Here is a 25,312-nt window from a genome sequence, read left to right on the forward strand (position 1 = left end):
ATGACCAGTTTATATATCGAATTCCATGATTCCAGCTTTTTCAAGCATTTGACCTAAACGCTTGCGAGCATAGAACATGCGTGTTTTGACGGTGTTCTCGGAGATGTTAAGAAGATCAGCTACTTCTTTGACTGACTTATCTTCAAAATAAGTGAGCTTTAATACATCTCGATGTTCATCTGTCAAATGGTTCATCATGCGCAGTAATTGATCCTTCATGTCTTCCTCAATCCGGAGTTCTTCTGGATTGGGAGCACTATCTTCCATCGCCAACATGAGAGCATCATCATCTAAAGTGACTTCAGATGTTTTTCTTAGCCAAGAAATGAGCTTATTACGGGTAATAGAATAAATCCATGTAGACGCTTTGGATTTACCTTCAAACTTATCAGCGGATCGCCATACATCAAAGAGTGCATCATCAACAATATCTGCCGCTTGTGCGACATCATCTTTCAGTAAGCGAGCACAATAACTCACTAGTCGAGGTTGATATTTCAAATACAAACGCCTAAACGCTTGTCGATCCCCTTGAGCAATTTGGCTTAAAAGTTCCTCGTCGCCAACATTCCTAATGTTTTGCTCTGCACTATTGCTATCAGTTTCTTGGTGCTTGATTGAACCGTTCATAAGCTTCGTCGCCCTGAATCATTATTTGGTTTGAATTTCTTGTAATTTTTTCTTGCAGCCTGAGCTAGGTAGAAAAAACAAATGAACCGACGGTTGTGATGGCACGACAGAGAGTCATTAGCTGCACACTATTGTAGAACTGAGCGTTCTACCAAACAACACCTCGGCTTCATAGAACAGTGGCTTACATCCTAATCAAGGATCATTACACACTCGAACTAGTCATCATAAAATTATAATACTCCCTCGCAAATCTATCGGGCCTTCGGGCCCGAGTTTTTTACACCGATTGATCTATATCGTTGCATAAAGGCAAGCTGCTATTATTCTTGAACATTCATGATCGGGCAAGGTTGTTCTGTCGCCTCGCTCATTTAGCGATTTTTATTCTGTTTTAGGATTACTTCTATGTATCAAATTGGTACAACACTCACTCAATATATTATTGAAGAACAACATACTTATGAGGGAGCTAGCGGGCATTTCACCGGGCTATTAAATGATATTGCGACCGCTTGTAAAAAATTGTCTGGTTTAACCAGAAAAGGTGCTTTAGTCGGGGTATTAGGTGCGGCTAGTTCAGAAAATGTCCAAGGTGAAATTCAAAAGAAAATGGACATTATTTCCAATGATGTTTTTATTGAAGCCTTAGAAAATAATGGGCATGTAGCTGCTTTGGCGTCTGAGGAAATGGAAACCGTTTATAACCTCAAAGAAGGTAAACGGCGTGGCGGGTATTTAGTGACCTTCGATCCCCTCGATGGCTCTTCAAATATGGATGTGAATGTGTCGGTGGGGACCATCTTTTCTGTGGTCAAGGCTCCCAAAGGTGTATTAAACCCCACTGCAGAAGACTTCCTTTTGCCCGGTACTAAACAAGTTGCTGCTGGTTATTGTCTGTATGGGCCTTCTACCATTATGGTGATTACTACCGGGCGCGGTGTCAGTATGTTTACCCTCGACAATAGCTGTGGTGAGTTCATTCTGACCCGTGATGATGTGAAAATTCCCGAAGATACCAAGGAATTTGCTATCAATACCTCTAACCAACGCCATTGGGAAGCACCCATCCAGCGGTATATTCAAGAATGTGTGGCTGGCAAAGAAGGTGTGCGCGGTAAAGATTTTAATATGCGCTGGGTGGCCTCGATGGTAGCAGAAGTCCATCGGATCCTGTCCCGTGGGGGAATTTTCATGTATCCACTGGATGAAAAAATGCGTAAATCCGGTAAGGAAGGCAAATTACGCCTACTTTATGAAGCTAATCCTATGAGTATGGTAATTGAGCAAGCCGGTGGTTTAGCTAGCACAGGGCGCGAACGAATTTTAGAGATGCAGCCTTATGCTTTGCATCAACGTGTACCAGTGGTGTTAGGCTCGAAGAATGAAGTCCAACGTGTGATTGATTATCACCTACTCTAATTAACCATAGTTGCCCATTAGTGGAGTAGGCTGCGAGCTTGCTCCACATCCAGTTTAATCTGTTGTTTGAGTAACTCAAAAGATTCAAAACGCTGTTCAGGGCGAATGAAGTCAGTTGGCTCAATCGTCCAATGCTCACCATAAATTTGCTCAGAAAAATCAAATAAATGAACTTCTAAACGGCTTTCTAAACCATTGACCGTAGGGCGTGAGCCTAAGTTGGCAATTCCTTTTACCTTTGCTTCAGCCGCTCGATAAGCCTGCACTGCGTATACACCTTTACACAATGCAATATTTTCTGGAATCCGCAAATTTAAAGTGGGGAAACCAATCGTCCGACCCAATTTATTCCCATGTCGCACGCGACCCGATAAAGAATAAGGTCGCCCAAGTAAGGTTTTAACTGTGGTTAAATCGGCCTGAGCTAAAGCTTGGCGTACCCAAGTACTGCTTACGCGATCATTAGTATGTAATAAAGTTGAGGTTTGAATGACCTCCATACCTTGTTGAGCACCCATAGCTTGTAATAGGTTATAATCCCCGCGGCGCTTGCGGCCAAAACGGAAATCATCACCAACTACCAGAGCACGTACTTTTAAACCATCTAAAAGTATGTCTTGAATAAAAGCCTCAGGCTCCATTTCAGCAAGCGCTTGGTTAAAGTGCAAACAGGCAAATTGATCTAGCTGTAGACTTTGCAGATAAAGCAGTTTATCCCGCAGTGGTAAAATACGGCTTGGTGGCGGCTGACGTAAGTATTCAGCAGGGAGTGGTTCAAAGCTAATCACCGTGGACGCCAAGCCTAAATGTGTTGCCTTGTCTTGTACTTGCCGAATCACACTTTGATGACCTAAATGTAAACCGTCAAAGTTACCAATCGTGGCGATACAGGCTTGGCTGGAATGAGTCCACGCACGTAGCAATTTCATGGCTAACTTAAGCCTACAAAGTTTTGCTGACGCAAGGCTTCATACACAACTACTGCCACCGTATTTGACAAATTCAAGCTACGGCTATCCGGTAACATCGGAATCCGCAGCTTTAAATCTTCAGGCAAGCTGGCTAAGAGGATTTCCGGTAAGCCACGCGTTTCAGGGCCAAACAGCAAGACATCCTCATCTTGAAAAGCTGTTTCTGCATACGAGGTTTTAGCTTTGGTACTGCAAGCAAATACACGCTTACCGAGTATTGCTTTATTAAAAGCCGCAAAGCTTTCATGCTCTTGCACAGCAGCTAAATCTCGGTAGTCCATTCCCGCTCTTCGTACTTGCTTTTCATCCAAGGAAAACCCTAATGGATGAATTAAGTGTAAACGACAGCCCGTATTGGCACATAAACGCATAATATTCCCGGTATTCGGCGGAATTTCGGGTTCAAATAAAGCAACATGTAACATTGCTCAGTTAGCCTCCTGAGCTTGATAAACCGTGTGACCAGCCAACAAAGTACGTTGGACTTGGCCATTAAAACTCCAACCTGCAAACGGTGTATTTTTGCCTTGGCTGAGCATTTTTTCTAGGGTGAAGTCCCAAAGGACATCAGGTTTTAATAGCACTAAATCAGCCGGAGCACCGATCGCAATACAACCTGCTTGGCTACCAATAATGCGTGCTGGATTAAACGTAATCTTTCTTAAAGCCTGTAGCAGCGGCAGAACCCCCTCTTCCGCTAAGCGCAAAGTCAAAGGCACTAAAGTCTCTAAAGACGCAATCCCTGGCTCGGTTTGCTGGAAAGGTGCAAGCTTCGCATCCAATTCATGCGGCTGGTGATCGGAGCAAATTGCATCAATTGTCCCATCACTTAAACCTTGCAGCAGTGCATCACGATCCGCTTGGGCACGCAAAGGTGGGCGGACATGGCATAGTGGGTCGAAATCTAACACATTACGTTCAGTCAAATAGAGTTGATGGGCAGCCACATCCGCAGTGACTGCTAAACCATCCCGCTTCGCTTGGCGAATTAAACGCACACTACCCGCCGCAGATAAACGACAAAAATGCACACGGCTACCAGTTAATTCCATTAAAGCAATAATCTGTGCGACAGCAACTGTCTCAGCCGCTGCAGGAATCGCAGGTAAGCCTAAGCGGGTGGACACTTCGCCTTCATGCATCACCCCTCCGGCGGCTAAACCATGCTCTAAGGGATACATGAACACGGTTAGATCATGCGTAGAAGCATATTCCATCGCCCGCCGCATCACATTTAAGTTTTCAAAGGGTTGCCAAGCATTCGTGACACCGACACAGCCGACACGCCGCAAACCACCAATATTGCACAAGCGTTTGCCTTCTAACTTAAAGGTCATATTGCCGATGACTTCGACATTCGCTAGTTGCAAACCTTGGTTAATTTTGCGGATTAAATTCACTGCAGCTGAGTTATCAATACTAGTCGCTGGATCAGGTTGATAGCAGAGTGTGGTAACTCCACTTGCGGCAGCAGCGCGCGTTTCACTGGCTAAAGTGGCCTTGTGATCTAAACCCGGCTCACGTAACCAAGCGGCAAGATCAATAGCACCAGGCATTAGCCATAAACCGCTAGCATTCACCTTTTCGGCAGCATGGAAGTTGTCTAACGTGGTTGATTGGCCGCCGATGGCTACAATAGTGCCGTCTTGAATATAGACATTCGCAATTTGATCGGTGCGTGAGTTGGGGTCAAGAACACGGGCTTGTTGGATGATTAGATTCCTCATGCTGCACTCCCACCCATAATCATCGCCATCACCGCCATGCGCACGGCAATCCCATTAGTGACTTGCTCTAAAATCACTGAGCGCACTCCATCGGCTACTTCAGTATCAATTTCCACACCGCGATTAATCGGCCCTGGATGCATCACAATTGCATCTGGTTTGGTCAGTTCTAAGCGCTTTTCATTTAAGCCATATAGTTTGGCAAACTCACGTTCAGAGGGAAGTAAAGCCCCTGCCATCCGTTCACGCTGGAGACGCAACATGATCACCACATCCGTATCACGCAAACCTTCATCCATATCATGAAAAACCTTCACGCCCATACGTTCAATATTGGCAGGAATCAAGGTTTTCGGGCCAATCACGCGTACTTCACCTGTCAAAAGAGTGGTTAAGGCGTGAATTTGCGAACGTGCTACCCGTGAGTGCAAAACATCACCCACAATCGCAACTTTGAGTGGCTCAAAAGCACCTTTCTTTTGGCGGATGGTGAACATATCTAACATCGCCTGTGTGGGATGGGCGTGACGACCATCACCAGCATTCAGGACACTAATATGGGGTGCTGCATAGCGGGCAATGAATTGCGCAGTACCCGCATGTTCATGGCGTACCACGAACATATCTGCATTCATCGCCTCCAAATTGCGCACCGTATCCAGTAAGGTTTCACCTTTAGCCGTGGACGAAGTACGAATATCTAAGTTGATAACATCAGCGCCGAGGCGTTGGGCAGCAATCTCAAAGGTCACGCGGGTACGAGTCGAGTTCTCAAAGAACAAATTCATCACTGTTTTACCACGCAGCAGCGGTGCTTTTTTTTGCTGTTTGGCAGGTAAGGTCACGAACTGTTCGGCACGATCCATAATATCGTGCAGTAATTGATAAGGTAGCCCTTCAACCGTCAGGAAATGGTTTAATTTATTACCCGGCGCGAGCTGCATGCTCAAAGGCAAAGGGCCGGGCTTCAGATGAGGATGCATGAGGCATATTCGCTAGGTGACTAAGGTGGCAGTATTTTACAAGTTTGTGCCAGCCTGATAAACCCTTCACTTAGTCTTTCCTTACCAATTCCATGCGGAGTGGGTCTTGGGAAATATGATAGATATATTCTTTACCCGGCTCTTCACGCAATACACAGACTTGTGGCTCAATCGGTAGTTCACGCCCTTGGCGCGCTACAATCGCCGCTAAAGTAATACTTGCTGGGCGGCCATAGTCGAACAATTCATTCATCGCAGCGCGAATAGTACGACCAGTGTAAATAATGTCATCGACTAAAATAATATGCCGATCCTCTAAGCTCAAAGGCAAGCGTGAAGGTTCAGTCTGCACAGCTAGACCAGTGCGATTATAGTCATCGCGATAAAAGCTAATATTTAAACTACCCAAATCTTCAGTAATCTGCAGGCGTTCATGCAACACTTCTGCTAGCCAAACACCAGAGCGCTCAATACCCACTAAAACGGGGTTAGTGATTTGGTGTTCACTTAGATAAGTTTTTAATTGCTCAGCGAGTTGGGTGAGTAAATCGGGTAAATTATAGTTGTTGTTGGTGGGCATAATCGTGCATCCAATTCTCTAAAATAATCGCTGCCGCCAGTTGGTCGATTTCTTCCTTACGAATTTTACGCTTACGACCGGCTTGGCGTGCATTTTTCAAAAGCTGTTCTGCTTCCCGCGAGGATAACTGTTCGTTCGCAGTCTGCACAGGGAGCTTAGTACGCTTTTCGAGTTCGTGGCAAAATTTTAGGATGGTTTCTTGCATACTGCTATCAGTGCCATCTAATTTGCGCGGCATGCCCACCACTAAAAGCTTAGGGCGCCATAACTGAATTAAGCGTTCAATGCCGTCCCAATCAGGCTGATTATTTTGGGAATATAAAACTGCTTGTGGAGTGGCTAAACCCGTGAGTGTATTACCCACTGCAACGCCTGTACGATTCAGGCCAAAGTCAAACCCTAGAACTGTAATCGACATTAACCGTGCCCAGCTACCGTGCCTAACAGATTAACATCAATCCCTAAAGTAGAAGCTGCACCGCGCCAACGATGTGGATACGGCATATCGAAGAGAATTGAATTTTTGGCATCGCAGGTGAGCCAAGCATTTTCTTTGATTTCTTCTTCTAATTGCCCCGGACTCCAACCAGCACAACCTAAGACAAGCAGGAACTGATCAGGCCCATCACCAGCCGCAATATCTACTAGAATATCGCGTGAAGAGGTGATGGAGAGATTCTCCGCAATATGTAGAGTACTTTCCCATGAACGATTAGTGTTATGCAGCACAAAACCTTGCTCAGCTTGTACGGGGCCTCCACTCATAGCGACTCGGTTAGCCAGCCGCACATCATTCACTTCAATATCTAATTGAGCTAGTAATTCGCCAAAAGTCACTTCAAGTGGGCGATTAATAGTCACACCAAAAGCCCCTTGCTCGTCATGCTGGCAAATTAAGGTCACCGTGTGATCAAAGTTTGGATCGTCCATGCTGGGCATGGCAATCAGCAAATGGTTGCGTAAATTAGCAATAGCCTGCATAAGCTCTATTCTGTATTGAAAGTACCGCTATGGAAAATCCAAGTGCGGGTGATATTTAATTGATCCCATTTTTTACGAATTTCGGCGGGCAAAGGTGGATAAGGGGAAGCTAAGCGCACAATGCGTAAAGCAGCCTTATCCAGTACATTGAAGCCCGATGATACGTCAATTTGACTGTCGACCACACGACCTGCATGGTCAAGTGTCACATTCAAAATCAACTTACCACTCATATTGCGGCGAATAGCTTCTTCAGGGAAGTTAATATTACCAATTCGCTCAATCTTCTTGATCCAGCTATCAATATACTCCGCTTCTACTGCGCTTTTAGCACTCACCGCATCAATGAAATGAATCCGTGGACGCCGCGCATATTGGGCTTCGGCAGCATCTACTTCTGCTAATAATTGTGCAATTTCCTGTGCACTGTCTGCGGTTATATCAGCAATTAGATTATGTGTAGTATCAGGCTGATCAGGTTCTTTACTCAGCTCGGTAAAAGTGGTTGCTTTGCTAGTTAGAATTTGTGGATCAATTTTAGGCTGTAAGTCTTCGGTACTAGCTTCTGACTGAAGTGGTGACTCCCCGTCATTATCTTGCGGTAATAAAGAAGCTAAGGGACTGCGTGGCTTATTATCTTCATCCTCAGTCCCACTGGCTTCTTGATTCGCTTGTGCTAAAAAATTGACTTCTTTCGGTGTAGCTTCACTAGGTGTTTGCACAATCGTAATATCTAAAGCAGGCGGGATGGCTAAACGTGGTAGAATGACGGGCGCGAAGGATATGCCAAAAATAACAGCAGCATGCACAGCCAGTGCTAAGGGCAGTGTCTTCATCAAGGGAGAATGATTCGGTGCGTAGATCGCCTCGTTCATGTGCATCGTCTATCTAGGTAGCTAAATGATTCTATTATTTGAGCCGTAAACAGCCCTTGGTTATTTACCCTATTTGCTTTAATACTAACATTAGACGTTTTAGATAGGTAGCTTTCCTTCAGGGCTTATTTTCTTGGCGCAGCTGATGCGTCTAAAATCTTCGCTATTCGATAACCATCATTGGCATTTAACACATGTTGTCCTTCACTAAACATCGTTTCAGTATGTCCAGTTAAAGCAAACACATTCTGCATATTTTGGCTGTGTGGAGGGACTACAAAGTCACTTGATTCAGGGCGCTTACTGTTCCGCACAATTGACACATAACGAAGGGCCGGATGGCTTTGATGATTCAGCCAATATAAAAAGTTACCGGGGCGCTCTTCGCGTAATTCGGTATAGAGCTGACGCGAACGGGGTAAATCAATCCCCATGCCTGCAGCTAGGTCAGCTAAGGGTGTATTAATAGCAACCTCGGATAAATCAGCCCAAGGTGTACCTGTATGCGGGGTGGCAATCGTGATTAAGGTTTTCACTGGTACGGTGTTGAAAGCTACTAACCAATAACGTCCTACTAAACCACCTGCCGAGTGACCGACCAAACTTAGCGGTTCTCTACGTTTAGCCGAAAGCGCTTGTAGATACTGATCTAAAATCACTGCTTGCTGTGTAATGGATAGTTGATTAGGCAGTTCCAGGGTATAAAATGCTTGTTTGGGGCGCTTAGTCAGTACTGTGCTATTCACAATTCCACGTGGGGTTAAGACCAAATTGCCTCCATCGACCCATCCTGAGGACTGTAACGCTGAGGCCACATGCTGAAAGCGCCAAGCCATCCCTTGCTCTTGAAAGCCTGGAATGAGAACTAAAGTTTCTGCTTGAGTCAGTGTGCTAAATAAGCCTAATGTCAGTACAGCTAGGTGCTTAAACAACTTCATATTCTACCCTTATCGGTTAAAGCAGCTATTTACTGCTAGTATAGAGTTTTTCTTAGTTTGACTACTGCTAATGACGATTCGTTGTATTGCCTTTGATTTAGACGATACGCTTTGGGATTGCCAAAGCGTCATCGAACATGCCGAACAAACGATGTATCGTTGGTTGCAAGCTTACTATCCTGTTATTAGCCAACGCTATCCCAGCTTAGATAGCCTAGTAGCAAGCAGGATAGCTTATGTTGGTCAATATCCTGAACTACACCATGATTTGACTACCTTGCGTACTGGTTGGTTGCAACAGCTCTTAGTAGAAAGCGCTTATGATCCAGCTTATGCTGAGCAAGCTTTCCAAGTGTTTTGGCAAGCGCGCAATCAGGTAACATTCTTTCCAGAAGTTTTACCCAGTTTAGAGCGTTTAGCACAAAGTTATTCTTTGGGTGTGATTACTAATGGCAACGCGGATGTGCACCATATTGGTATTGGCCATCTATTTGAATTTGCTTTGAATTCTGCTGAAGCGGGTGTTGCCAAGCCTCATCCGGCTATCTTTCAGCAAGCTCTAAATAAACTTCAATTAGAACCACATCAAATGGTTTATGTGGGTGATGACCCAGAAAAAGATGTAATTGGCGCTCAACAAGTCGGTTTACGTACTATCTGGTTCAATGCTCAACAGCGGGAGCGACCTTTAGGACTAAAGCCAGATGCAATTATGACGAATTTTGCTGAAATAGAAGCACTACTTAAATTATTATAAATGCTTCTTAGGGCGTTCTTACTCACTAGAATAATTTATAACTGCCAATAGCTTCATGGATGAAGACGGACAGGATATTTCAGTATGCAACACAGCCAAACCGTCAACCCTAAATCACGTGACCTAGATACTTGGGTACAACGCTTATGGGTCTCTAACCAAGAGCGTGATTTAGACTTGCTGTATAAAGCGATCAAGCCTTTATTAGATCGTGGTGAATGTGAACCGCTTCAACCTTGCAGCTTAGATGTAGCCGAAAACCTGCGCTTGATTGAGGCGGAGCAACTGACTTTATTAGCTGCTTTGCTCTCTGATCCCTTGTATGCCCATGCTTTAAAGCAAGGTGAGATTGAACGGGAGTATGGCAGTCAAGTCAGTCGCGTTTGTTTTGGTATGTGGAGTTTACACACCTTCCGTGAAAATACCGCTGCTGCTGCTGATCCCACTCAAAAGGAACAAGCTGAATTAGTCCGCAATATGCTGCTCTCAATGGTTGGCGATATGCGGGCGGTATTGATTAAGTTGGCTTGGCAGCTGCAATATTTGCGTTTGTTGGCACGCGAGGACTTAGGCCCTGTTCATACGCATGCAGCGAATTTAACCATGATGCTGTTTGCACCCTTAGCCAATCGCTTAGGCATTAGCCAAATTAAATGGGAGCTAGAAGATTTATCTTTCCGCTTTTTAGAACCGCAACAATATAAAAGTATTGCCAAAGCTTTGGCTAATACGCGCCTGCAACGTGAAAACTATATTGATGAGTTTATTCAGGTTATTCGTGGGATATTAGCCGCAGCAAATATCAGAGCAACTGTCTATGGTCGGCCTAAACATATTTATAGCATTTGGAAAAAAATGCAGCGTAAGCAAGTACCAATTGACCAACTTTATGATTTACGTGCGATTCGGATTATTGTGGATGATAACGACATTTGTTATCAAGTACTAAGCCTAGTCCATGCCCGTTGGCCGCATATTCAGGAAGAGTTTGACAATTATATTGCGCATGCAAAATCCAATGGCTATCAATCGATTCATACCGTCGTGATTGGCCCTCAAGATCGTGCGGTAGAAATTCAAATTCGTACCCATGATATGCATCAGTTCGCAGAGCTGGGGGTTGCAGCACATTGGCGCTATAAAGAGGGTAGTCGCTATGATCGTAATTTAGAGCGGGTGATTAATTCCATGCGCCGCCTCTTGGATGCGGATATTGATGACAGCGAGTTACTTGAGGATTTTCAGGCTGAATTATTCTCAGATCGAGTTTTCGTTGTCACACCCAAAGGAAAAGTCATTGATTTAATCAAGGGTGCTACACCGATTGATTTTGCTTATGCGATTCACACGGATATTGGCCATCGTTGTCATAGTGCACGCGTGAATGGCCGACTCACTTCTCTCAATTACGAACTCAAAAACGGTGATAAGGTTGAGATTATCACGAATAAAGAGCCGCGACCAAAAATGAATTGGCTGAATAGTAGCCTCAATTTTATTAAAGCGCCTCGGACTCGCCAAAAAATTAATCATTGGTTCCGCCAACAGAATCACGAGCGTAATTATCAAGAAGGTATCTCGATTTTAGATCGCCAAAAGCATTTACTTAATTTTCCTAACCTCAAACCTAATGATTTATACCAGCAGTTTGGTCGCCAAAATGAACGTGATTTTCTAATTGCTTTAGGGCGGGGGGATATTACACCCAAGCAATTTGCAGATTCGCTGATTCGCTCGCGTTCCACTGAAATTCCTCTGCGCAAAATCAAAAAAGTAGCACCGACTAAGCAAGTAGGGGGGGTCAGTGTGCAGGGGGTTTCGGATTTAGTTACTCAAATCGCGCAATGTTGCCAACCTTTACAGGGTGAGGCGATTATAGGCTATATCACGATCGGTCGAGGGGTCTCCGTTCATCGCACGGATTGCAAAAATATCCTACATTTAAACGATGAACAGAAAAAACGTTTAGTCGATGTGAGTTGGCGAGGGGGAGCGATGGATTATGCAGTCGATATTCAAGTATCTGGGGAGAATAAACCTGGCCTAGTGCGTGATGTAGCGGATGTTTTAGTTCGCCTTAACATTAATATTCACGAGATTAATACGCTGCCCCGTGAAAATGATGAGGTATCGTTTATTAATTTAACGATTCAGATTCAAGATATAGAGCAATTATCTGAAGTGTTGGAGCGCCTGATGCAATTGCCCTCAGTGCGAGATGCACAACGGCGCTCTTAGAATGCTGAGTTAGAAACTTACACGTACTGAAGTGGTTTGCCCAGCGCGTAAAATAGTCAAATCGGCGCTGGCACTATTCATTAAGCCCTGCATAGCTTGTAAGCTAGACGAGTTGCTATTTAAGGGTGTTCCGTTTATACCAGTGACAATATCACCTGCTAGTAAGCCAGTTTGTCTAAATAAAGCTTCATTCTGCCCCGGTACAACCCTGAATCCTGTTAATTGACCTTTTTCAGAAACGGGGCTAGGACGAATGACTTCTAAAAGTTTTAAATTATTTTGTGCCACCTGCTGCCGAAAACTGCTTAAATCAGAAGAACGACCTGCATTTGCTTCAGGATCAACTTGTGGTTGAGGGGGTTGTGGAGGAACGGCTCCTGGTGCTAAAGGCGCTTTTGGCGTGCCACCATCATCCTCTAACTCTTCTTGTTGTATTTTTTGTTGTTCAAGTTGTTGCTGTTGTAGCATTAATTGATCAGGTACTACTTCAGGCTCTGGCTCAGGAATATATTCCTCAGTAGGAATTTGAGCTGCTTCACCAGCTGCTCCTGCAGACTCACTTAATTTAGGCATACCTAAAGTTTCAATTTTGCCTTGCCAGCTAATTTCTACTTTGTCAGGAAATACCTTTTCTAAAGTGGCTCCATTGCTTTCAGCAATTGCCTCACCTACGCCTACTACTTTTTGATTAGCGCCACCTACTTCGATAACAGCAACCCCACTTTTATTCGGAAGTGCATAAACACCCACTAGTTTTAGAGGGATACGAGGTGCTTCTGGAGTGGGAGCAGGGGCTGGCTCAGCAACAGGAGCTGCTACAGGGGCTTGAGGTGGCTGATAAACACCCAATAAATGATAGTTTGCTAATTCTTGGCCAATATCAGTAGCACTTGCATTAGCTGGAATGACTTCAACAGCGGGGGCAATTTCAGTTTGATTGGCTGCGGTAATGGCGGCAGGATCAGCGGGGAATAAAGTCCAGGTCAGGCGGGCTAGGAGAAAACCACTGAGTATGACTAATAAAAAGGTCACATGATCAGGAAGTTTTTCCAGCATACGATCCAACAGTTGTTGTTGCTTAAGCTTTTGCATAGATCAAACCTGTGCAGTCAAAAATCAACCTTATAATATGCACGATACCAGCTTATAAACCGACTTGTGCCTTCATTAACGGAAGTGCTAGGTCGATAGCCGACAGCCTTTACTAAATCCTCAACATCGGCAAAAGTGTCAGGGACATCGCCGGGTTGCAAGGGTAGAAGATTTAGCTGCGCTTTTCTACCTAAATGTGACTCCAGTGCAACAATATAATCAAGCAGCTCAATTGGTTGCTGTTGCCCTATATTATAGACTCGCCACGGCGCAGAACTACTACTTGGATCAGGTTTTTTGCCATTCCATGCGGTATTTTTTGTGGAAGGTTGATCTAAAACACGAATTACGCCCTCCACAATGTCATCGATATAAGTAAAATCACGCCGATGTTTGCCGTAATTATAAACATCAATGGTTTCGCCCGCTAAAATAGCCTTAGTAAATTTAATGGGAGCCATATCGGGTCGACCCCAAGGGCCATAAACGGTAAAAAAGCGTAAACCGGTAGTTGGCAATGCATATAGATGTGAATAAGCGTGTGCCATCAGTTCATTGGCCTTTTTAGATGCGGCATACAATGACAAAGGATGATCCACATTATCATGCACTGAATAAGGCATGGCCTCATTCGCGCCATAGACTGAGCTAGAGGACGCATAAACCAAATGTTTAATTTTCTGCTGGCGGCAGCCTTCGAGAATATGTGCAAAACCGACTAGATTACTGTCAATATAAGCGAGCGGATTTTCTAGAGAATAACGCACACCCGCTTGAGCGGCTAAATGGACAACGGTATCGAACTGCTGATCAGCAAATAACTGCGCGATACCTTCACGATCAGCTAGATCCATTTCTACGAATTGAAAACGCTGCTCGCTATCTTCTGTACGAATCTGTTGTAAACGATCCTGCTTTAACTGAACTGAATAGTAGTTGTTTAGATTATCTAGGCCAACGACACTATCGCCACGTTTTAACAGTGACAGGGCTACATGCATTCCAATGAAGCCGGCAGCACCTGTAACAAGCACATGCATTGCTAAAATTCCTCAGTTTGACTGGGTTAGCAGTGTAGCGACTTCCCTATACTTCTCGGCAGTTTTTGCGACAATCGCGCTAGGTAAGCTAGGGCCGGGATAAGTTTTGTCCCAATCGAGGGTTTCTAAGTAATCCCGCACGATTTGTTTATCAAACGAAGGTGGATTTTTACCAACTTGATACTCGTCTGCTGCCCAGAAACGCGAGGAGTCTGGCGTGAGAATCTCATCAATCAGTACCAATTGACCTTGCTCATCTAAACCAAACTCGAATTTGGTATCGGCAATAATAATTTTATGTTCTAAAGCATACGCAGCAGCACGTTGATACAGCTCAATACTCACCTTACGCATTTGTGCAGCTAATTCGTTACCGATCTTCTCTTCAACTTGAGCATAACTGATATTGATGTCGTGCAAGCCTACATCGGCTTTCGTCGAAGGGGTAAAAATCGGCTCAGGTAATTGCTGCGCCATTTTTAAGCCACGTGGTAAGGGCAAACCGCATACCGTGCCTGTTTGCTGGTAATCTTTCCAGCCCGAACCAATTAAGTAACCACGGACAATCGCTTCTACTGGCAAAGTTTTTAAGCGCTTAACCAACATACTGCGCCCAGTGAGCATTTGCTTTTCTTCAGCACTTAAAGGCAAATCATCTAGGGTCAAATTACTTAAATGATTGGGCACCACATCTTTAAGTTTTTCAAACCAGAACAAAGCCACTTGAGTGAGTATTTTGCCTTTGCCAGCGACCCCAGTCGGTAAAACCACATCAAAGGCGGAGAGGCGATCCGTGGCTACAATCAACATATGTTGATCATCAATCGCATAAATATCACGCACTTTACCCCGCGCTAGCAGGGGTAAGTTTTGTAGATGAGTTTCAAGCACAGGTGCGGGTAAATTTGAAGTACTGACAGATTGGCTCATTGCTGCATAAAGTAGTGAGAAATGGATTAAGCCGTTATACTATCAGATTTTTCGTTTCATAAGGGTAGCAAGATGATGCAACCACTCGTAGGGGTGGTCATGGGCAGCAATAGCGACTGGAAAGTCATGTCCAAGGCCGTTGAACTGCTAGAGCAGTTTGGGGTAGCGCACGAGTATAAAGTCGTGTCGGCACATCGTACACCCGACTTGCTGTTTGAGTATGCCAGCACCGCACAGGCTCGCGGTTTGCAATGCATTATTGCTGGAGCCGGTGGTGCCGCCCATTTACCAGGTATGCTAGCCGCTAAGACGCAGATTCCGGTATTAGGGGTTCCTGTACCTTCGCGCTATCTAAATGGACAAGATTCCCTGTATTCGATTGTGCAAATGCCTAAAGGCATTCCAGTTGCTACTTTTGCGATTGGTGAGGCGGGTGCGGCGAATGCGGCTTTATTCGCGATTGCACAACTAGCTATGCAGGATGCTGCTTTAGCTAAGCAATTAGCAACGTTCCGCGAAGCTCAGCGCGAGTTTGCTTTGAATATGCCTTTGCCGCCCCCTGCGGAATAGGCGCTAGTATTTAAACTTTTATCTATATCATTGAGTGGCAAGTTAATGCTTCTTCCCGGTTCGACGATTGGTATGCTCGGTGGTGGGCAATTGGGACGTATGTTTACGGTAGCAGCACGTACTTTAGGCTATAAAGTCATTGTGCTTGAGCCGGATCCTTTAAGTCCTGCAGGTCAGTTGGCTGATCAACACTTACGTGCAGCTTATGATGATGAACAGGCTTTGCGCCAGTTTGGTGAGCAATGTGCTGTAGTCACCACTGAGTTTGAGAATATTCCTGCCCAAACTTTAGAGTTTTTAACGCAATTTTGCCCCGTGCGTCCTTCGGCAACTGCCGTGCAAGTTGCGCAAGATCGGATGGTCGAAAAAGAGTTTGTGCGTAGTTGTGGCCTGTCTCCAGTTCCCTTTGCGCCGATTCGCCAACTGGCCGATATCCCGAGTGCTTGTAGCCAGATCAACTTTCCGGCGATTCTAAAAACGGCACGGTTCGGGTATGACGGTAAAGGTCAAATCACCGTCAATCATCCCAGCGAAGTTGAAGCGGCTTTTCTACAGCTCAAAACAGTCGAGTGTGTGCTCGAACAGCGTGTTGACTTAGCTAAAGAAATATCAGTGGTGTTAGCACGTAGTGTACACGGTGAGATGGACTGTTTCCCTGTTGCTGAAAATCTGCATCGTAACGGAATTTTGCATCAAACTATTGTACCTGCTCGAATTAATGAGGCTTTAGCTGAGCAAGCTAAACAAGCGGCGCAACGCATCGCTGCTAAATTGGAGTTCGTTGGTGTGATGGCGGTTGAGTTTTTCGTTACCCGTCAAGGTGAGCTGCTCATTAATGAAATGGCACCCCGTACCCATAATAGTGGGCACTACAGCTTAGATGCTTGTATCACCTCGCAATTCGAGCAGCAAGTGCGGATGGTTTGTGAGCTACCGTTTGGCGATACGCGCTTACATACGCCGGTAGTGATGATGAATCTGCTAGGTGACTTATGGGGTAGCAGCCAACCGATTTGGGATGAGTTACTACACAGTCCAAACAGCAAATTACATTTATATGGCAAGCATGAAGCGCGTGCAGGGCGGAAAATGGGGCATTTCTGCACCCTCCATCCTGATTTGAACGCAGCGATTGCTGAAGCCGATCGTATTTTCTCCACGTTACCACAGGTTTAAAGCATGACGGATAGCAACTATTTACGTGAGATTCGTCAGGATATTCGCTTTGAGACGGAACTGTGTGGCCATCGTTTTACGTTTCTCAGTACTTGGGGGATTTTTTCGCCACGTGAAATTGATGAAGGGACAGACTTGCTCCTGAAGTATTTAGAAATTAATCCCAGCGATGATTGTTTTGATTTAGGTTGTGGTTATGGTCCGGTTGGTTTAGCGATGGCAAAGCTAGCACCGCAGGGGAAAACCTTGCTGGTGGATAAGGATTTCATGGCGGTTGAATACAGCAATCGCAATGCGCAGTTGAATAAATTACCCAATGCTCAAGCCATGCTGAGTAATGGTTTTCAGCATATTGATCCCAGCTTACGTTTTGACGTGATTGCTTCGAATATTCCTGCCAAAGTCGGTAAAGAGATGATGACAATTCTACTGCATGATATGAAAAAGCATCTGAAGCCGAATGGGCGTATTTATTTAGTGACTATCAATGGCTTACGCGAGTATATGAAGCGCAATCTGCAAGAGGTGTTTGGTCATTACAGTAAGCTGAAACAAGGTAAAAATTATACTATTTCTTACAGTGAACGACGTTAAGTGGGTTTATCGTGCATTTTTTCCATTTCGTCCTGAAGTTTAAATTATTTGCTGAACAAAATAATCTATTAACAATGCCTGAACTATACTCAAGATAGTCCACGACTTAAGTAGTGGTGTTTATTGATTTTACAATGAGGAGTATCACATGGGTGTCGTTGAAATTCTAATCATGTTAGCTATTGGTGCGGTTGCTGGTTGGTTAGCAGGTAATCTGATCCGTGGTGGTGGTTTTGGCCTAATCGGCAATATTGTGGTCGGTTTAATTGGTTCCGTGATCGGGACTTTCGTAGGTGGCATCATCAGTGGCGCACTGAATTTGAATATTCCTGGGATTGTAGGCTCTATTATTTGGGCTACAGTGGGTGCGGCGTTACTCTTGTTCATTATCAGCTTGTTTAAACGAGCTTAGTTAGATTTTTAGCTGGGCAAGCGTTAATTAATTGACTGCTTGCTCAGTTCGAAGCATTCAGTGAAAAATTCTCCAAACTTCCTAATTCCTTAGAGATAAACTCAAGTTTCATACTTCTCTCTCTTGTCTGATCGGGTTAAAGTAAAAGGCTTTCCTTAATATCTTCACCGCAGGACTATCACAATGGCTGACGAATTATCCCAAGCTGCTTTGGATTATCACCGCTATCCAATGCCGGGCAAGTTGGAAGTAACCCCTACTAAGAACATGGTCAACCAACGCGATTTAGCCTTAGCTTATTCGCCTGGGGTGGCGGCGGCGAGCTTAGCCATTGCAGAGAATCCAGCTTGCGCAGCTGATTACACCACCCGTGGGAATCTAGTTGCGGTGATTTCTAATGGCACCGCAGTCTTAGGCTTAGGGTCGATTGGCGCTTTAGCTTCTAAACCTGTGATGGAAGGAAAAGCAGTGCTTTTCAAAAAATTTGCAGGCGTGAATGCTTTTGACATTGAAGTGGATACCCTTGATGTCGACCGCTTCGTGGATGCAGTAAGCCTATTAGAGCCAACATTTGGTGGGATTAATCTCGAAGATATTAAAGCGCCCGAATGCTTTGAAGTGGAAAAACGCTTAAAAGCAAAAATGAAAATCCCCGTTTTTCACGACGATCAACATGGCACCGCGATTTGCGTAGCAGCGGCCATTCGTAATGGTTTGAAAGTTGCCGGAAAAAATCTGGAAGATATTAAATTAGTCTGTTCAGGTGCAGGCGCTGCAGCCATTGCCTGTTTGAACCTACTCGTACAGATGGGCTTAAAGAAAGAAAACATCACGGTGAATGATCGTTTCGGCATCATTTATAAAGGCCGTGTAGATGAAATGAATCCTTACAACTCCGCTTACGCCATCGAGACTGAAGCTCGTACCCTCGATGATGTGATGGATGGGGTTGATGTGTTTTTAGGCTTATCCGCTCCCCGTGTCTTAAAACAGGAGCATGTGAAACGCATGGCTCCCAATCCTTTAATCTTAGCTTTAGCCAACCCAGAGCCTGAAATCCGCCCTGAGCTAGTGCATGAAGTACGTAATGATGCGATTGTGGCGACCGGACGCAGCGACTACCCAAATCAAGTCAATAATGTTTTATGTTTCCCCTTCTTGTTTCGCGGCGCTTTAGATGTGGGGGCGACTGAAATTAATGAAGCGATGAAGATTGCAGTGGTGGAGGCCATTGGTGATTTAGCCATGCGCGAGGCTTCAGACACCGTGGTGGCTGCTTATGGTGGTAAAGCCTTCAGTTTTGGGCGCGAATATTTAATTCCTAAGCCTTTCGATCCACGCTTAATGACTATTATCCCGCCACGTGTGGCTAAAGTAGCGATGGAAACCGGAGTAGCGACCCGGCCAATTACCGATTTCGAAACTTATCAGCGTCAATTGGAAGGATTCGTATTCCGCTCTGGCATGACCATGAAGCCGGTTTTTGAGCTGGCGAAAAGTAATCCGCAACGGATTGTATTTGCTGAAGGTGAATCACAACGTGTGATTAATGCAGTACAAATTTTGGTGGATGACGGCATTTGTAAGCCCATTCTCTTGGGTGATCCGGCTAGCATCCAGCAGAATATTGATAATTACGGTCTGCGCTTAAAAGTTGGCGAAAATATTGAAGTCATTGATCCGCGTAATAATCCGGAATATCAAAAGCATAAAGTGGCTTACTATGAGCTAATGTGCCGCAAAGGGATTACGCCCTCTTATTCTAAACGTGTGATTGCTACTCGTAACACGGCTCTTGCTGCCATCATGGTTCGTTCTGGCGATGCCGATGCGATGATTTGCGGGGTTGAAGGGAATTTCATTTCGCATTTGCGTTATGTTCGCGACTTGATTGGTGCGCGGGCAGGTTTGATCGATGTTGCAGCAGTCACCATGCTCATTCTCAAGCGGGGTACCTATTTCCTCACCGATACACATGTTAGTGTCAATCCGACGGCTGCACAAATAGCTGATAATACGGCTTTAGCAGCTGAATTAGTCAGTGGTTTTGGGATGGAACCCAAGGCAGCATTATTGTCACATTCTAATTTTGGTAGCCGCCAAAATGAACATTCCGAAAAAATGCGTCAAGCTTTACAAATTCTGCGTGATAAATATCCAGATTTATTAGCAGAAGGCGAAATGCATGCCGATGCGGCGCTATCTCAAGAAATCCGTGATCGGTTATTCAAGAATTCAGCCTTTACTGGTGAAGCCAATCTGTTGGTATGCCCGTCCTTAAATGCCGCGAATATTGCCTACAATATGACGAAAATGCTGGCAGATGGTTTGCCCGTAGGGCCAATGCTGGTCGGTACCAACTATCCAGCGCATATTTTGACTGAAAGTACTACGGTGCGTGGGATTGTGAACATGGCTGCCTTTGCCAGCCTCGATGCGATGAATCGGAAACGCTAAAGGCTTAAGGGATGCTTCGGTGCTGAAGCATCCCCTACTTCTCTACACTTGTTTTAGTTTTTACATAGCGTGCTAAAAATCGATCTAATTGATTAGCGAAGGCTTGGCGATCTTGTTGGTTTAAACTGGGAGGGCCACCGGTGATAGCGCCGCTGCTGCGCAACTCTTCCATTAAATTACGCATTCTTAAGCGTTCCCGCATATTTTCCGGTGTATAAAAATCCCCACGCGGATTGAGAGCATGGGCTTGGTGATCAATCACTTGAGCCGCTAAAGGAATATCGGCGGTAATGACCAAATCACCTTCTTTCACATGTTGAGCGATGTAATTGTCGGCGACATCAAAGCCAGCGCCCACTTGCTTAGTTTTGATAAAAGCCGAGCGTGGGATGCGTAAGGGCTGATTTGCGACCAAGATCAGTTCAATCTGTTGGCGCTCCGCTGCACGGTAGAGAATTTCCTTAATGACATTGGGACAAGCATCCGCATCTACCCAAATTTGCATAAAACTTCCTTGAATGATTCGACTTATCGCGAATAATAACGCTTAAAACCTGTAACTTACTATGCACTGCTAGACAGCTTAGTTGCATAACGTACAATTCAGGCATGGACATATCACCGATTCTTAATCCCCTGAATACACCGCAACGTGAAGCTGTCGGTGCTCCCCCAAAACCTATTCTCGTGTTAGCCGGTGCTGGGAGTGGCAAAACTAAAGTTTTAGTACACCGCATTGCTTGGCTTTTAGAGGTAGAAGGGGTTTCACCGTTTAGTATTTTAGCGGTTACTTTTACCAATAAAGCAGCCAATGAAATGCGTGGGCGGATTCAGGAGCTACTAAGAGTCAATATCGGTGGCTTATGGGTGGGGACTTTCCACGGTTTAGCGCATCGCTTATTACGTTTACATTGGCGCGAAGCAGGTTTACCACAAACTTTCCAAATCCTTGATTCGGAAGATCAACTGCGGATGCTAAAACGTATCCTCAAAGCTTTAGATTTAGATGAAACGCGTTGGCCACCACGCCAAGTAGCGGGCTTCATTAATAGCCGCAAAGATGAAGGTTCGCGTGCTCAGCATTTAGATGATCGTGGTGATCCAGTACAAGCGCAATTGATTCGTGTGTATAGCCTGTATGAGGAACAATGCCAGCGGAATGGGGTTGTGGATTTTGCCGAACTACTGCTACGTTCACTCGAAGTGCTGCGGGATAATCCGGCTTTACAAAGCCACTATCGCAATCGCTTTCGGCATGTCTTAGTGGATGAGTTCCAAGATACTAATGCACTACAATATGCTTGGCTGCGTTTAATCGCTGGGCAGAAAAATCCTATTTTTGCGGTGGGTGATGATGATCAATCGATTTACGGCTGGCGGGGGGCGAAGATTGAGAATATCCGCAATTTCACCCACGATTATCCCGACTGTGAAACGATTCGTTTAGAACAAAACTATCGTTCCACCGGCAATATTCTCCAAGCTGCAAATGCGCTGATTGATCATAATCGCGGGCGCTTAGGCAAAAACCTCTGGACAGATGGCAGCAATGGCACCCCGCTTGATTTATATGCGGCTTTCAATGAGTTGGATGAAGCGCGTTATATTGCCGGGCGCATTAAGCAATGGGTTGATCAAGGTGCGCGCCGTGAAGAAGTAGCGATTTTATATCGCTCGAATGCGCAGTCGCGGGTATTTGAAAGTGTATTTAATGAGCAGCGCATTCCCTATCGGGTCTATGGTGGTTTGCGCTTCTTTGAGCGGGCTGAGATTAAAGATGCACTTGCTTATTTACGCCTGACTTTAAATCATGCCGATGATCCATCCTTTGAGCGCATTGTCAATCATCCACCGCGTGGTATTGGTGAACGCACTGTGGATAATATCCGGCAGATTGCACGCTCTGAAGGTCGATCTATGTGGGAAGTGACCGAAGAGGCTGCACGTTCGGGCGAATTTACTCCACGTGCTGCTAATTCCTTACTGCAATTTATTCATTTAATTAAACAAATGGGTGAGGAAATTCAGCGTCTGCCGTTAGCAGAGCAAGTGGATACCGTGATTGCTTTAGCCAAATTAAAAGAGTATTTCCTCGCTAAAGAAAAAGGTGAAACAGGTCAGGCACGCGTGGATAACTTAAATGAGTTAATCACTGCCGCAGCAGGTTTCATTCAAGTGCAAACCGATGAATTACCCGAAATGGATGATTTATCCTCTTTCCTTGCGCATGCCGCTTTAGAGGCGGGTGAAGGCCAAGGTGAGGCGGGTGAAGACTGCGTGCAAATGATGACTTTGCATTCTGCCAAAGGTTTAGAGTTCCCCTTAGTGTTTCTCGCTGGATTAGAGGAGGGTTTATTCCCGCATCAAATGTCGGCAGATGATCCAGGACGCTTAGAGGAAGAGCGCCGCCTTTGTTATGTCGGAATCACCCGCGCTGAGCAGCAATTAGTTTTAAGCTATGCCGAGCAACGTCAATTACATGGGCAAACTCGCGCTAATCCACCCTCACGTTTTTTGCGTGAGCTGCCAGAGGAATTACTCAATGAAGTGCGCCCGAAAGTGCGGACTTATCAAACTAGTTACCGAGCGAGTGCCCCTGCTGCTTATAGTCAGCCAAGAGGAACTAAAACTGAAAGCGGCTACAGCATTGGTCAGCGCGTGAGCCATGTTAAATTCGGTGAAGGCATTATTACGAATTCGGAAGGTGCTGGCCAACATGCTCGAGTGGAAGTTAATTTCAGTGCAGTCGGGCGTAAATGGCTAGTCTTGGCTTATGCAAACTTAGAAAAGCTCTAAGTTTTAGCGGTAAATGCCTTGTTGAATACTCAAGAGGGCATTGACGGCAGCGGCTGCAAACATAATCCCCCCCCAACGGCCTTCAATGAGAATATATTCCACCCCTAATTCATCGTAGCTCTCTTGTAAAACTTCTTTGCCATATTCGGTATTCACAAAACCAGAAGGCATGGCAATAATCAAGGAAGGCTTTTCCACTTCGCCTGCTTTTAATAATTCTAATAAGCGACATAAGGCGGTACTGGAGTAGCCAAAAACTGTAATACTATTTTTTAAATAAGGTTTCCATAAATCCACTGCAGTCATAGCGCGAGTTTGTTTAGTGCTTTTTGCCATCGAAATAACAGAGGACTTATTAATAAAACAGAGCGGCTCTTGATACAGCAAACTACTATCTAAATTGCCGCCGAGCATGTCATGGTCATACAGCATATAGGCGTATTTTTTAATGGCTTTTTTGCCAGCTTCAATGGCATGTGGACTAAATTTCACTCGCTGTGCTAAGGAAGGCTCGCCGCAAGCGCGGATTAAATATAAAACAATTTGCTGCTGATCAAGGCTCAGATCTGAAAAATCACTCAGGTCACGGATACGATCCCAAATTTGTACCTCGATTTTTTCGGGGTCACGTATATATTGCATGATGGTGCTATTCTCTAGCTCGCTTTATTGGACGACAAAGTCGAAATATTGATGCGGATAAGGTTCGTGACGCAGCGTAAAATGCCACCACTCTAGATCGAAACCTTGAAAGCCATAGCGTTCCATGACTAACTTTAAAAGTAAACGATTTGCACGTTGGTCTGGGGTAAGCTTGGGATAATTGGGCGCAGATGCTTTGCCAAAGAAATCAAATTCAGTGCCCATATCCAGTTCTGGATGCGCAGGGTTTTGTAAATTGACTAAGCCTAAATCGACTGTACTGCCTCGCGTATGACTGGAGCGCTTAGCAATATAGCCCTGAGCGAATAGCTCAGATTTGCTCAGGTCAGGATGAAAGCGGGCTGCAATCGCCTGATCTTCTGGTTTATGTTCCCAGCGTAAAAAATGGGTTACAGCCCGTTGTGGGCGATAAGCATCAAAAATTTTTAAGCCTAAACCAAATTCTGCCAAAGCAGAATGTGCTTGGACTAAGGCTTTAGCGGCTGTAGTGGTGAGGATGGCTTCATTTTTCAAATAGCCATCAACGGTTTCCCCAAGAAAATTATTGCTCCCAAAATAACGTAGATCACGAAGAATATGAGGGGCGTAAGTGGATAAGCGTACAAAGCCAGTTGGCAATGAGGTTAGGGTCACTTTACTTTACTACCTAGTAAACCATCTGGGCGAATCAGGGAGCTAATATCTTCATAAGGAATGGTGAATTCGGTAGGACCCATTACATACGGAGCAACTTCATAACTATTGAAAATAAAGCTTAAACCGTCTTTATTGACTCCATAGTTGTCATTCAAGACAAAAGCATTATTTGCAAAAGTAAAGCCATCTTCTTCAAGACTAGAATGTTCAGCAAGCTGGCGGGCTTCACGGAAAGCCCGTTCACCTTCTACATTGAGGGCTGCTTCATAGCCAGGACTCATTAAATCATCCAAAGTTACTTGGTTGCCATTGGCTAGATTCAGCACAATGAAGCGACTGCCATTAAAGGGATGTGCGCCACCGGTAAAGCCAAATTCTTCAAAAAGTAAAGTAAGTAACGTATTGGTGTTGTAAACAACTTTTATCTTGCGTTCAATTTCCCAGCTGGAAAAATTATTTGAATCATTTTGATAGTCTTGAATAAAGCTATCTGCAAACGCTTCGACTGTTTGGGGCGTTGTGGTTTGACTCGGTGCACCCTCAATCGTATCTAAGAGTTGATGTTTAATTAGCTCATTCATTTTGCTAGCTAATTCAGGCTTAGTATCTGAACTAATTTCTGGATAGCTAAAGCGTACCGACGCACACAAGGCATCCTCGGGCTTAATTCGGGTAGTTGCGCTTGGACATTTAGCTCCTCCTTGGCGTTTGAACTCGCGCATTTGATAACTAATCCCTAAGGAAGAGGCATTTGCAGTGTCGTCTGCAACTTGATTGCCACTATCACAAGCAGATAGAACAGAGGCCAACAAAAGCATTGGCAAAAAAGACACTCGCATAAATA

The 25,312-nt window shown here is 44.9% G+C and carries 26 protein-coding genes; 9 read left to right on the forward strand and 17 right to left on the reverse strand.

Features of this window, described 5'->3' with window-relative positions; translation table 11 throughout:
* Positions 1 to 9 precede the first annotated feature (9 nt).
* A complete protein-coding gene (locus tag Q0230_RS10100; RefSeq protein WP_298609865.1) occupies positions 10 to 630 on the reverse strand; it encodes a sigma-70 family RNA polymerase sigma factor in 621 nt (206 codons plus the stop codon).
* Positions 631 to 1,038: 408 nt separating this feature from the next.
* Here Q0230_RS10100 and Q0230_RS10105 point away from each other — a divergent pair, with 408 nt between their 5' ends.
* A complete protein-coding gene (locus Q0230_RS10105; RefSeq protein WP_298609866.1) occupies positions 1,039 to 2,052 on the forward strand; it encodes a class 1 fructose-bisphosphatase in 1,014 nt (337 codons plus the stop codon).
* A gap of 17 nt (positions 2,053 to 2,069) precedes the next feature.
* On the opposite strand, the gene ribF is transcribed toward Q0230_RS10105, so the two are convergent.
* The 9 genes from ribF to Q0230_RS10150 form a co-directional block, all read right to left on the reverse strand.
* On the reverse strand, positions 2,070 to 2,981 hold the full coding sequence (ribF, locus tag Q0230_RS10110; protein ID WP_298609867.1) for a bifunctional riboflavin kinase/FAD synthetase: 912 nt from the start codon (positions 2,979 to 2,981) through the stop codon (positions 2,070 to 2,072).
* Between the two features lie 2 nt (positions 2,982 to 2,983).
* Entirely contained in the window at positions 2,984 to 3,448 is a 465-nt protein-coding gene (locus Q0230_RS10115; RefSeq protein ID WP_298609868.1) for a tRNA (cytidine(34)-2'-O)-methyltransferase, read from the reverse strand.
* A gap of 3 nt (positions 3,449 to 3,451) precedes the next feature.
* On the reverse strand, positions 3,452 to 4,750 hold the full coding sequence (locus tag Q0230_RS10120; protein WP_298609869.1) for a dihydroorotase: 1,299 nt from the start codon (positions 4,748 to 4,750) through the stop codon (positions 3,452 to 3,454).
* Positions 4,747 to 5,694, reverse strand: a complete 948-nt coding sequence (locus tag Q0230_RS10125; protein WP_367274134.1) for an aspartate carbamoyltransferase catalytic subunit — start codon at positions 5,692 to 5,694, stop codon at positions 4,747 to 4,749. Before Q0230_RS10125 ends, Q0230_RS10120 begins: the two co-directional genes overlap by 4 nt.
* A gap of 109 nt (positions 5,695 to 5,803) precedes the next feature.
* Positions 5,804 to 6,313: a bifunctional pyr operon transcriptional regulator/uracil phosphoribosyltransferase PyrR gene (gene pyrR, locus Q0230_RS10130; RefSeq protein WP_298609871.1), complete on the reverse strand. Its 510-nt coding sequence runs from the start codon at positions 6,311 to 6,313 to the stop codon at positions 5,804 to 5,806.
* The gene (gene ruvX, locus Q0230_RS10135; protein ID WP_298609872.1) at positions 6,291 to 6,731 is read right to left on the reverse strand and encodes a Holliday junction resolvase RuvX; all 441 of its coding nucleotides are present in this window, start codon (positions 6,729 to 6,731) and stop codon (positions 6,291 to 6,293) included. The genes pyrR and ruvX overlap by 23 nt, the downstream gene beginning before the upstream one ends.
* Entirely contained in the window at positions 6,731 to 7,294 is a 564-nt protein-coding gene (locus Q0230_RS10140; protein ID WP_298609874.1) for a YqgE/AlgH family protein, read from the reverse strand. The genes ruvX and Q0230_RS10140 overlap by 1 nt, the downstream gene beginning before the upstream one ends.
* Positions 7,295 to 7,299: 5 nt before the next feature.
* Positions 7,300 to 8,169 carry an energy transducer TonB gene (locus tag Q0230_RS10145; RefSeq protein ID WP_298609876.1) on the reverse strand — a complete coding sequence of 290 codons (870 nt, stop codon included), beginning with the start codon at positions 8,167 to 8,169 and terminating at the stop codon, positions 7,300 to 7,302.
* A 125-nt stretch (positions 8,170 to 8,294) separates the two neighbouring features.
* Positions 8,295 to 9,107, reverse strand: a complete 813-nt coding sequence (locus tag Q0230_RS10150) for a hypothetical protein (RefSeq protein ID WP_298609878.1) — start codon at positions 9,105 to 9,107, stop codon at positions 8,295 to 8,297.
* Positions 9,108 to 9,177: 70 nt separating this feature from the next.
* Here Q0230_RS10150 and Q0230_RS10155 point away from each other — a divergent pair, with 70 nt between their 5' ends.
* Both Q0230_RS10155 and Q0230_RS10160 read left to right on the forward strand, forming a co-directional pair.
* On the forward strand, positions 9,178 to 9,864 hold the full coding sequence (locus Q0230_RS10155) for an HAD family hydrolase (protein ID WP_298609880.1): 687 nt from the start codon (positions 9,178 to 9,180) through the stop codon (positions 9,862 to 9,864).
* A gap of 84 nt (positions 9,865 to 9,948) precedes the next feature.
* Positions 9,949 to 12,102 carry a bifunctional (p)ppGpp synthetase/guanosine-3',5'-bis(diphosphate) 3'-pyrophosphohydrolase gene (locus Q0230_RS10160; RefSeq protein ID WP_298609882.1) on the forward strand — a complete coding sequence of 718 codons (2,154 nt, stop codon included), beginning with the start codon at positions 9,949 to 9,951 and terminating at the stop codon, positions 12,100 to 12,102.
* A 9-nt stretch (positions 12,103 to 12,111) separates the two neighbouring features.
* Here the strand turns inward: Q0230_RS10160 and Q0230_RS10165 are convergent, their stop codons facing one another.
* From Q0230_RS10165 to Q0230_RS10175, 3 genes are read right to left on the reverse strand one after another with little or no spacing between them, the layout of a single operon-like run.
* Complete coding sequence (locus tag Q0230_RS10165; RefSeq protein WP_298609884.1) at positions 12,112 to 13,194, reverse strand: type II secretion system protein N; 1,083 nt, start codon at positions 13,192 to 13,194, stop codon at positions 12,112 to 12,114.
* A gap of 17 nt (positions 13,195 to 13,211) precedes the next feature.
* Positions 13,212 to 14,234 carry an NAD-dependent epimerase gene (locus Q0230_RS10170; protein WP_298609886.1) on the reverse strand — a complete coding sequence of 341 codons (1,023 nt, stop codon included), beginning with the start codon at positions 14,232 to 14,234 and terminating at the stop codon, positions 13,212 to 13,214.
* A gap of 12 nt (positions 14,235 to 14,246) precedes the next feature.
* Entirely contained in the window at positions 14,247 to 15,164 is a 918-nt protein-coding gene (locus Q0230_RS10175) for a phosphoribosylaminoimidazolesuccinocarboxamide synthase (RefSeq protein ID WP_298609888.1), read from the reverse strand.
* Between the two features lie 72 nt (positions 15,165 to 15,236).
* Here Q0230_RS10175 and purE point away from each other — a divergent pair, with 72 nt between their 5' ends.
* The 5 genes from purE to Q0230_RS10200 all read left to right on the forward strand — a co-directional run bounded on the left by purE (position 15,237) and on the right by Q0230_RS10200 (position 20,373).
* On the forward strand, positions 15,237 to 15,734 hold the full coding sequence (purE, locus tag Q0230_RS10180) for a 5-(carboxyamino)imidazole ribonucleotide mutase (protein WP_298609890.1): 498 nt from the start codon (positions 15,237 to 15,239) through the stop codon (positions 15,732 to 15,734).
* A 45-nt stretch (positions 15,735 to 15,779) separates the two neighbouring features.
* Entirely contained in the window at positions 15,780 to 16,910 is a 1,131-nt protein-coding gene (locus Q0230_RS10185; protein WP_298609891.1) for a 5-(carboxyamino)imidazole ribonucleotide synthase, read from the forward strand.
* A 3-nt stretch (positions 16,911 to 16,913) separates the two neighbouring features.
* Entirely contained in the window at positions 16,914 to 17,504 is a 591-nt protein-coding gene (locus Q0230_RS10190) for a methyltransferase (RefSeq protein WP_298609892.1), read from the forward strand.
* Positions 17,505 to 17,652: 148 nt separating this feature from the next.
* Positions 17,653 to 17,916 carry a GlsB/YeaQ/YmgE family stress response membrane protein gene (locus tag Q0230_RS10195; protein WP_298609893.1) on the forward strand — a complete coding sequence of 88 codons (264 nt, stop codon included), beginning with the start codon at positions 17,653 to 17,655 and terminating at the stop codon, positions 17,914 to 17,916.
* A gap of 183 nt (positions 17,917 to 18,099) precedes the next feature.
* Positions 18,100 to 20,373 (forward strand): NADP-dependent malic enzyme, encoded by a 2,274-nt coding sequence (locus tag Q0230_RS10200; RefSeq protein ID WP_298609894.1) that lies wholly within the window; start codon positions 18,100 to 18,102, stop codon positions 20,371 to 20,373.
* A gap of 34 nt (positions 20,374 to 20,407) precedes the next feature.
* On the opposite strand, the gene Q0230_RS10205 is transcribed toward Q0230_RS10200, so the two are convergent.
* Positions 20,408 to 20,878 (reverse strand): YaiI/YqxD family protein, encoded by a 471-nt coding sequence (locus Q0230_RS10205; protein ID WP_298609896.1) that lies wholly within the window; start codon positions 20,876 to 20,878, stop codon positions 20,408 to 20,410.
* A 104-nt stretch (positions 20,879 to 20,982) separates the two neighbouring features.
* Between Q0230_RS10205 and uvrD the strand changes: the two genes are divergently transcribed.
* Positions 20,983 to 23,169, forward strand: coding sequence for a DNA helicase II (gene uvrD, locus Q0230_RS10210; protein WP_298609898.1), 2,187 nt, complete (start codon positions 20,983 to 20,985; stop codon positions 23,167 to 23,169).
* Between the two features lie 3 nt (positions 23,170 to 23,172).
* On the opposite strand, the gene Q0230_RS10215 is transcribed toward uvrD, so the two are convergent.
* The 3 genes from Q0230_RS10215 to Q0230_RS10225 are packed head-to-tail and all read right to left on the reverse strand — an operon-like array spanning position 23,173 to position 25,307.
* Complete coding sequence (locus Q0230_RS10215) at positions 23,173 to 23,811, reverse strand: precorrin-8X methylmutase (protein WP_298609899.1); 639 nt, start codon at positions 23,809 to 23,811, stop codon at positions 23,173 to 23,175.
* Positions 23,812 to 23,835: 24 nt separating this feature from the next.
* The gene (locus Q0230_RS10220) at positions 23,836 to 24,465 is read right to left on the reverse strand and encodes a M15 family metallopeptidase (protein WP_298609900.1); all 630 of its coding nucleotides are present in this window, start codon (positions 24,463 to 24,465) and stop codon (positions 23,836 to 23,838) included.
* Complete coding sequence (locus tag Q0230_RS10225; RefSeq protein ID WP_298609901.1) at positions 24,462 to 25,307, reverse strand: DUF3298 and DUF4163 domain-containing protein; 846 nt, start codon at positions 25,305 to 25,307, stop codon at positions 24,462 to 24,464. Before Q0230_RS10225 ends, Q0230_RS10220 begins: the two co-directional genes overlap by 4 nt.
* Positions 25,308 to 25,312 lie beyond the last annotated feature (5 nt).

This window comes from uncultured Thiothrix sp. (assembly GCF_937876535.1).
GTDB lineage: Bacteria > Pseudomonadota > Gammaproteobacteria > Thiotrichales > Thiotrichaceae > Thiolinea.

Excerpts from the sequence above, each read along its gene's own strand:
- ruvX (WP_298609872.1), bottom strand. The coding sequence starts at position 6,731 with ATGTCGATTACAGTTCTAGGGTTTGACTTTGGCCTGAATCGTACAGGC.
- Q0230_RS10160 (WP_298609882.1), top strand. The coding sequence starts at position 9,949 with ATGCAACACAGCCAAACCGTCAACCCTAAATCACGTGACCTAGATACT.
- Q0230_RS10105 (WP_298609866.1), top strand. The coding sequence starts at position 1,039 with ATGTATCAAATTGGTACAACACTCACTCAATATATTATTGAAGAACAA.
- Q0230_RS10190 (WP_298609892.1), top strand. The coding sequence starts at position 16,914 with ATGACGGATAGCAACTATTTACGTGAGATTCGTCAGGATATTCGCTTT.
- Q0230_RS10140 (WP_298609874.1), bottom strand. The coding sequence starts at position 7,294 with ATGCAGGCTATTGCTAATTTACGCAACCATTTGCTGATTGCCATGCCC.
- Q0230_RS10205 (WP_298609896.1), bottom strand. The coding sequence starts at position 20,878 with ATGCAAATTTGGGTAGATGCGGATGCTTGTCCCAATGTCATTAAGGAA.
- uvrD (WP_298609898.1), top strand. The coding sequence starts at position 20,983 with ATGGACATATCACCGATTCTTAATCCCCTGAATACACCGCAACGTGAA.
- Q0230_RS10165 (WP_298609884.1), bottom strand. The coding sequence starts at position 13,194 with ATGCAAAAGCTTAAGCAACAACAACTGTTGGATCGTATGCTGGAAAAA.
- Q0230_RS10195 (WP_298609893.1), top strand. The coding sequence starts at position 17,653 with ATGGGTGTCGTTGAAATTCTAATCATGTTAGCTATTGGTGCGGTTGCT.
- Q0230_RS10225 (WP_298609901.1), bottom strand. The coding sequence starts at position 25,307 with ATGCGAGTGTCTTTTTTGCCAATGCTTTTGTTGGCCTCTGTTCTATCT.
- Q0230_RS10115 (WP_298609868.1), bottom strand. The coding sequence starts at position 3,448 with ATGTTACATGTTGCTTTATTTGAACCCGAAATTCCGCCGAATACCGGG.
- Q0230_RS10120 (WP_298609869.1), bottom strand. The coding sequence starts at position 4,750 with ATGAGGAATCTAATCATCCAACAAGCCCGTGTTCTTGACCCCAACTCA.
- Q0230_RS10170 (WP_298609886.1), bottom strand. The coding sequence starts at position 14,234 with ATGCATGTGCTTGTTACAGGTGCTGCCGGCTTCATTGGAATGCATGTA.
- Q0230_RS10185 (WP_298609891.1), top strand. The coding sequence starts at position 15,780 with ATGCTTCTTCCCGGTTCGACGATTGGTATGCTCGGTGGTGGGCAATTG.
- Q0230_RS10200 (WP_298609894.1), top strand. The coding sequence starts at position 18,100 with ATGGCTGACGAATTATCCCAAGCTGCTTTGGATTATCACCGCTATCCA.
- purE (WP_298609890.1), top strand. The coding sequence starts at position 15,237 with ATGATGCAACCACTCGTAGGGGTGGTCATGGGCAGCAATAGCGACTGG.
- pyrR (WP_298609871.1), bottom strand. The coding sequence starts at position 6,313 with ATGCCCACCAACAACAACTATAATTTACCCGATTTACTCACCCAACTC.
- Q0230_RS10125 (WP_367274134.1), bottom strand. The coding sequence starts at position 5,694 with ATGCAGCTCGCGCCGGGTAATAAATTAAACCATTTCCTGACGGTTGAA.
- Q0230_RS10150 (WP_298609878.1), bottom strand. The coding sequence starts at position 9,107 with ATGAAGTTGTTTAAGCACCTAGCTGTACTGACATTAGGCTTATTTAGC.
- Q0230_RS10100 (WP_298609865.1), bottom strand. The coding sequence starts at position 630 with ATGAACGGTTCAATCAAGCACCAAGAAACTGATAGCAATAGTGCAGAG.
- Q0230_RS10155 (WP_298609880.1), top strand. The coding sequence starts at position 9,178 with ATGACGATTCGTTGTATTGCCTTTGATTTAGACGATACGCTTTGGGAT.
- Q0230_RS10145 (WP_298609876.1), bottom strand. The coding sequence starts at position 8,169 with ATGAACGAGGCGATCTACGCACCGAATCATTCTCCCTTGATGAAGACA.
- Q0230_RS10175 (WP_298609888.1), bottom strand. The coding sequence starts at position 15,164 with ATGAGCCAATCTGTCAGTACTTCAAATTTACCCGCACCTGTGCTTGAA.
- ribF (WP_298609867.1), bottom strand. The coding sequence starts at position 2,981 with ATGAAATTGCTACGTGCGTGGACTCATTCCAGCCAAGCCTGTATCGCC.
- Q0230_RS10215 (WP_298609899.1), bottom strand. The coding sequence starts at position 23,811 with ATGCAATATATACGTGACCCCGAAAAAATCGAGGTACAAATTTGGGAT.